Here is a 1,399-nt window from a genome sequence, read left to right as displayed (position 1 = left end):
GGCCTGTTCATCCAACCAGAATGTCAGTGAGGCCCGATTGACGAGAGCTTTGTTGTAGGCGTTCCAGTTGGTGATTTTGAAGTTTTGTTTTGCCACGAGGTACCGCTACAGGATCAGGAATGTGGTGATCTGATCCTGATTGCTGCCAAAAGTTCGATTTATTCAACAAAGCCATAAATCAGAAGATTATTCTCGGTGAGAAACCGCACCTGGATCAAATCGTCGCCACGCTGGGGCTAAAAGAAATCACTCAGGGTGCAATGATCCGTAAGTTGTGCACCTATTCAGCAGAAAATGCGACAAGGCAGGCACTGTTCGAATTTGATAAGTTGATCCGCAGCCTTTACATCCTCCAGTATCTTCGTAACCCTCAGGTGGCAAAAAACAGTCACCATTCACAAAATCGGATTGAATCCTGGCATCAGCTCCGTTCGGCGATCGCACTGGTCGGTGGGAAAAAAGAGCTGACGGGCCAGAATGACATAGAGCTCGAAATCAGCAATCAGTGTGGTCGGCTACTCAGCATCGTGATTATTTATTATAACTCAGCCCTGTTATCGCGATTGTTGCAGACATATGAAGCAACCGGTAACACCCGGGGACTGGAGTTCCTCAAATGGATGTCGCCCGTAGCCTGGCAGCACATCTTTTTAAACGGGCATTACACTTTTATCACTGAAGGGAAAGAGATCGATCTGGACGCGATGATTGACGGACTGACGCTGTCATCAGGCTGAAAGCATAAGAATGGCAGACGCCACAAAACTTTGGCGGGTTCCCGCTTACAACCCCAATAAAAGGGTATATGCTAGTTCGACATTGCATGTGCTGCAAAAACTACACAAGAGCAATATAGGCCGTAATAACATCTAGAAATTATTACAGTCAAAATAATCCTCATCGATGGGCGCAGCAACCAATTTCGCTTGAGAGAGCCTTGACAGGTAGGGCTCTCTCAGGCTTTCGTTTTTTTTAAAAAACTGTGCTTAGGCTAATTTAACCATCATTTAGAGGTGTATATATGGCTGTTGTAACGAAAGCGGCAAGTGAACGTATGTACTTAAAACCAGTGTATGTGCCGAATTATCTCGTTTCTGTATTAATATTATTAACATTGTGCGTGAGTATTTATTGCGGTTTTATCATCGACCAACTGCCTGATTATTCGGCCTACACCACCGTTTTGCTGTTTGTATTATCTTTTGTCATAAGTGTGTTCGTTACCCCGAAAAACTTTACCGTGGGATTTTTGACGTCCTTACTACCTTATATGATTGGATGGCGTATAGGCGCGATGAACGATATCGTGCTGATGATGGCCGTAGCGCCCCTCGCCCTTGTATGTAATAAGCATGTGGTGGTTAGCTACCATCGCATGAAGCGGAGAGAGCTTGGCCCT

At 45.2% G+C, this 1,399-nt stretch carries 1 protein-coding gene and 2 pseudogenes; 2 read left to right on the top strand and 1 reads right to left on the bottom strand.

The window, feature by feature from the left end:
- Window positions 1–96, bottom strand: a pseudogene (locus J8X26_RS27490) (IS5/IS1182 family transposase); the annotation flags it as partial.
- Window positions 97–167: 71 nt separating this feature from the next.
- On the opposite strand from J8X26_RS27490, the pseudogene J8X26_RS27485 reads away from it, so the two are divergent.
- A pseudogene (locus tag J8X26_RS27485) lies at window positions 168–737 on the top strand (Tn3 family transposase); the annotation flags it as partial.
- A gap of 284 nt (window positions 738–1,021) precedes the next feature.
- Window positions 1,022–1,399 (top strand): hypothetical protein (locus J8X26_RS27480; RefSeq protein WP_208952671.1); only part of this gene is annotated, 378 nt, incomplete at its 3' end.

It is taken from the genome of Rahnella sp. ChDrAdgB13 (assembly GCF_017655185.1).
Classification (GTDB): domain Bacteria; phylum Pseudomonadota; class Gammaproteobacteria; order Enterobacterales; family Enterobacteriaceae; genus Rahnella; species Rahnella contaminans.
This window is presented reverse-complemented; position numbering and strand designations above follow the sequence as displayed.